Genomic DNA, 4979 nt, shown 5'->3' with positions numbered 1-4979 from the left:
CTGTAGGAGCGAGCCTGCTCGCGATCGCGTCGGTTCAGTCGATTTTGCAGTGAATGAGCGACCGCTATCGCGAGCAGGCTCGCCTCTACACCGAGGGATTTGAATCAATTCAGATCAACGATCCGAGCGCAACAACTCACCAATCCCACCGTCCAGCGAAAACACCGCCGCCCGATTGCGCCCGGCATTCTTGGCCTGGTACAGCGCAGCATCGGCGCGCTGGATGAAGGCTTCTACGTTGTCACGGCCAGTTGGAATAAAGGTATGACACCCCAGGCTCACTGTCAGATAACCGGTGGGAGAGCCGCTGTGGATGATGTGCTTGTCGATGACGCTGCGGCGGATCTGCCCGGCAATCGCCAGCGCCCCATGAATGTCGGTGTCCGGCAACAGCACCGCAAATTCTTCCCCGCCATAGCGCACTGCCAGATCGGATTTGCGCTGACAACAGCCCTTCAATGCCAGGGCAACTTGGGTCAGGCAATGATCTCCGGCCACATGCCCATAGGCGTCGTTGTAGCGTTTGAAAAAATCGATATCGACCATGATCAGGCTCAAGGGACTCGACTGCCGCGCGCCGCGAGCGAATTCGATTTCCAGCGAGCGCTCGAACAGCCGCCGATTGGCCAGCCCGGTCAGGCTGTCATGCGTGGCGATCAACTCTAAAGCATGCTGGGCCTTGCGCAGGTTTTTCTCGATGCGCTCGCCATCGCGCACCTGATGGATGAACACCCACCCGAACAGCCCGACGCCCAATATCACCAGCGCAACGATGACGCTGGATTGAAACGCCCGCGAGTACCAGCCTTGCAGAATCGTCTCGCGCGACGTCGATGCCGCCACCACCAACGGGTAAGCGTTGAGCTGCCGATAACCGTATAAACGCTCGACGCCATCAACCACCGAAGCAAACATTGCCGTCCCGGCCAACGCACTGGGCAGCAGCCTGCGGAAAATTTCACTCTTGGCCAACGAGCTACCGATCAGCGCATCTTCGAACGGTCGCCGGGCCAGCAAGGTGCCGTCGGTCAGCGCGAGGAACATGGTGCCCTTGTCGTCGAGGCTGAAGCTTTTGAAGAAGCGGTCGAAATACGACATCTTGATGCCGGCCATCAACACGCCCTGGAAATTGCCGGCGTGGTCGTTGAGCCGTTTTGAGATCGGGATGATCCATTCGCCATTCTCACGACTGCGAATCGCCGGCCCGATGTGCGCCACCGAGGAAACGTTTTCCTGGTGAAACTTGAAGTACTCGCGGTCGGCAACGCCAGCACCACGCGGCAGGTCGGCAAACGATGTCACCACCCATTGGCCTCGGCGGTCGAACAAGAAAATGCCGTGCAACTGATCCAGTTGCTGCACCCGCCGCGCCAGGGTTTTCTGCAAGCGTGGCCGTTGCGCCGCGCCATAGCCGTCATCCTGAATCCAGTCGGCGAGACTGGTCAGCACCAGGTCCGCTGCAACTAACGTGTCCTCGGCCTGCTGGGCCATGGCGCGGGTCAGGTTGGCGGACGCTATTTCGGCAATGTCCAGATCCTGCCGCCGGGACTGTTCCAGTTGCAGATACAGCAAACCGAACAGGCTCAGGCACACCGCGACAATGAATAGCACTGCCGCCCTGCGCAGCGGTAAACGCTTGAGCGTGCCGCCGGGTAGCTGATGAGGATCGTGAATAGGAATAGGCAAAAGCGTGTCCTGAGCGAATACGACGCGGGCATAAACCCGAAACGCTTGAATTTTGAGCGTAGCCCACCGGCCAGTGCGCGGCAAACAAGCGCCTGTCGTACTTCCGACCTTGTCGGTATCGGCGTGGTGCCCGTTTCGTTGACGGTGGCACAGTGATTTATTTACACCGCCCGTCTTGCGCCGAGCACCAGTGCCGAGGCTGACGCCGTTGCCCTCCCGCCCAACCTGCATTACTTTGACTGGACAACGATCTGGCTGACATCACTGAAGGGAAACCGAAATGAGTAAAGCAGACGAACTCGCCGCAAAACTCAAACAGACCCGGCACAACCGCGCTGACGACATCACCAGCGCCGAACTCGAAATCGATTGTTGGCCGTCGCAGGTCTACTCCTTGTATCACCGCATCGAAGCCTGGCTGCAACCGGTCACCGAAGTCGGCCTGAAGATTCGGCGCAACCCCACACACGTTTGCGAAACCTCGCCCAATGGCGAAACCCATGATTACGCCATCGACCAATTGCTGATCGAGGCCAATCACCGCAGCCTGGTCTTTGATCCCATCGCGCGCTTTACCGACGATGGCGCCGGTCGGGTACAAATCAATCTGCCGGGCAAGGACACCTTTCTGCTGCGTACGGTCGACGAGCATGGCGAGAGTCATTGGTGGCTGCAGTCGGTGGAAAGCGGGCAACAGTTGGACGCCATCGCCCTGACGGAGAACAACTTGCTGTTACTGGTGCAGGAAGGGCTTGGGCTGTAGAGGGTTTTACAAAACCGGATCAATCTGCCGACATCGGCTTTCATGCCTTTACAAAGAATCCTCGACGACCATGAATAATTCGAACAAAACGTTGTTGCTTGCCGGTCTTTTGCTCGTTGCCAGCGCTGCACAGGCAAACGAAAAAACTTCACACCTGGACAGCATCCAGCAACAAGGCCACCTGCGCGTCTGCACCACCGGTGACTACAAGCCCTACACCTTCAAACGCGCCGACGGCGACTACGAAGGCATTGACATCGCCATGGCCCGCTCGCTGGCCGAGAGCCTTGGCGTCAAGGTCGAGTGGGTGCCAACCACCTGGAAAACTCTGATGCCGGACATGCAGGCCGGCAAATGTGACATCGGCATGGGCGGAATCTCCGTCACCCTGGAACGGCAGAAAAAAGCGTTCTTCAGTAACACGCTGGATATTGACGGGAAAATCCCCTTGGTACGCTGTGCCGATCAGGCGAAATACCAGACCGTCGACCAGATCAACCAGCCTGGCGTGCGTCTCGTCGAACCCGCCGGCGGCACCAACGAAGCCTTCGTCCACGCGTTCCTGCCCAAGGCGCAATTGGCCCTGCACGACAACGTGACGATTTTTCAGGAACTGCTCGACAACAAGGCCGACGTGATGATCACCGACGCGTCCGAAGCGCTGTATCAGCAGAAACTCAAACCCGGTTTATGCGCGGTCAATCCGACGGCGTTCATGCAGTACGGGGAAAAGGCGTATTTGCTGCCGCGCGATGACACGACGTGGAAGATGTATGTCGATCAGTGGCTGCATTTGAGCAAGGCGACCGGAAAATATCAGCAAGTGATTGGGCAATGGTTGGCGGTGCCGCAGTAAGTACCCGTGTGGTCTCCCCTCTGTGGCGATGACTGCTCCACTCGCCACAGAGGGTCGCGCTTACGGCATCAGCTCGACGTGATCCAGCGCCTGATTCACCGCCAACTCACCCAACATCACCACTTGAGCGATTCCCAGCGCGGTTTTGCGGTGCGAGGCGTCCAGCGTCGCGGCGAAATTGTTGAGCATTTCAGTGGCTGAGCCGAGAGACTCACTGGCATTGGCGAGCAAAGATTCGGTGTTGTACTTCGGATTGGCGAAGTACATGCGCTCGGGCTCGCGGATGCTGGCCATGATCACTCTCGCTACCAAACGAGGGTGGAGGCCATACGCAGGTTGGTAGACCGGTCGTCAGGAACCCCGGCGCATCCGAAGACGCCCCGCGCATGACCACCATAAAACAGGGGCGATGAAAGCCTCTGCAAGACAGCAGTCTTGTGCTCTGACGGAATCCGGGCTACCAAACCCGGTCACTGTTTTCAGTGATCGAGAAACGATAGAACCCATGCGCCAGACGCACAAGCCGGCGGATTCTGTCTTACGCGTAGGGGGTGACGCAAGGCGTTGTAGGCGGTAGGTAGTGTCGGCAGACGTCATTTAAACGGATGCGGGATTAGCGTTTAATTTGACCACGTTCACTCACTCGCTTTGCATAAGCGAAAGGTCCAATAAGGGATTAGCCCAAGCCCAACCGGCCAATCCTGATAAACTCCCCCACCTCCCAGCCCCACCGATTCCAGAACCGCCAAATGCCGCCTATCACCGCCACACCCGCCCCGCTCTCCCGCCGTTTCTCCGTCGCGCCGATGATGGATTGGAACGACTAAACCTACAGACCTTATAATCCGCCCCCTCCAGCCCCACTCAAAAAAACCTGTACCACTTTCGTACCACGGCGCATATCACGAGCGATAGTTCCACCCTCCTATCTGCCTAGGAGCTTTACGCTTATCCTTTGCTGACCTGGGCTTGCTTTTGCAGGTCATTTCCCGCAACACGAGGAGTCAGCATGGCAAATGAAGGCAACGTAGGTGTGGCGTATTTGATCGAGTGCGCCGAGCGCGCGACGACCGACCGCCAACGCAGTGCGATCTATGCTGCACTCGCTGAGGCCGGGGGCGATGCAGCGCAGGAGTATCTGGTTGCGCTGGCTCGCTATGAAAAGTCGGAGACCAAAAAGGCCACGCTGATCAAGCTGATCGGAAAGGCCAGTCGGGAGTAATTTCGTTACCAATAACGCCGCGTATGTTCAAAAGGCCCCGCATCTAAGCCAGGTGTGGGGTCTTTTTTTGGCACTGTGGAAACCAACACCGTCAGCGCTGTATGCGCCGTGTCACGCTGCAATGCTGATCGCTAGTGCCTGTAGCTTCAATCCCAGCAACCTCGACAACTGACTGCATCTAACGCTTTGTGGGAAAGAGGGAACGCGCGCGAATCTGAGACGGATGAGCAGTGCGCAATCATGCATACGGCGTCAGTTCATCCCCCGGCCTAGGTACCTTCAGGATTTTCATGTTGACCCATGGGAAACAGGTTAGGAGGGTTAGTTTTTTGCTGGATGCTATGAAAGCCTTGTCTGGTGCGGGTTTGCGAAGATTTGGTGAAGTTAGCTTGGGGTTAGCAATGGTAATTACCTAACCTTTATTGATGTTAAATATTCAATATATTTATTCC

Annotated in this window: 4 protein-coding genes and 1 pseudogene; 3 read left to right on the top strand and 2 right to left on the bottom strand. The window is 57.2% G+C overall.

The window, feature by feature from the left end; genetic code table 11:
- Positions 1-114: 114 nt before the first annotated feature.
- Positions 115-1686: a GGDEF domain-containing protein gene (locus GIW69_RS25930; protein ID WP_236485634.1), complete on the bottom strand. Its 1572-nt coding sequence runs from the start codon at positions 1684-1686 to the stop codon at positions 115-117.
- Positions 1687-1966: 280 nt separating this feature from the next.
- Between GIW69_RS25930 and GIW69_RS25925 the strand changes: the two genes are divergently transcribed.
- Positions 1967-2449 (top strand): hypothetical protein, encoded by a 483-nt coding sequence (locus tag GIW69_RS25925; protein ID WP_236485633.1) that lies wholly within the window; start codon positions 1967-1969, stop codon positions 2447-2449.
- Between the two features lie 70 nt (positions 2450-2519).
- On the top strand, positions 2520-3305 hold the full coding sequence (locus GIW69_RS25920) for a transporter substrate-binding domain-containing protein (protein ID WP_236485631.1): 786 nt from the start codon (positions 2520-2522) through the stop codon (positions 3303-3305).
- Positions 3306-3365: 60 nt separating this feature from the next.
- On the opposite strand, the pseudogene GIW69_RS25915 reads toward GIW69_RS25920, so the two are convergent.
- Positions 3366-3611 (bottom strand): annotated as a pseudogene (locus tag GIW69_RS25915) (DUF6124 family protein); the annotation flags it as partial.
- A 703-nt stretch (positions 3612-4314) separates the two neighbouring features.
- Between GIW69_RS25915 and GIW69_RS25910 the strand changes: the two are divergent.
- On the top strand, positions 4315-4527 hold the full coding sequence (locus tag GIW69_RS25910) for a hypothetical protein (protein WP_236485629.1): 213 nt from the start codon (positions 4315-4317) through the stop codon (positions 4525-4527).
- The last annotated feature ends 452 nt before the right edge of the window (positions 4528-4979 follow it).

Source organism: Pseudomonas syringae, assembly GCF_021605415.1.
GTDB classification, from domain to species: Bacteria; Pseudomonadota; Gammaproteobacteria; order Pseudomonadales; family Pseudomonadaceae; genus Aquipseudomonas; species Aquipseudomonas syringae_S.
This window is presented reverse-complemented; position numbering and strand designations above follow the sequence as displayed.

What these genes read in the sequence shown, in the direction of transcription:
- GIW69_RS25925 (WP_236485633.1), top strand. Translation starts at nt 1,967, where the DNA reads ATGAGTAAAGCAGACGAACTCGCCGCAAAACTCAAACAGACCCGGCAC.
- GIW69_RS25920 (WP_236485631.1), top strand. Translation starts at nt 2,520, where the DNA reads ATGAATAATTCGAACAAAACGTTGTTGCTTGCCGGTCTTTTGCTCGTT.
- GIW69_RS25910 (WP_236485629.1), top strand. Translation starts at nt 4,315, where the DNA reads ATGGCAAATGAAGGCAACGTAGGTGTGGCGTATTTGATCGAGTGCGCC.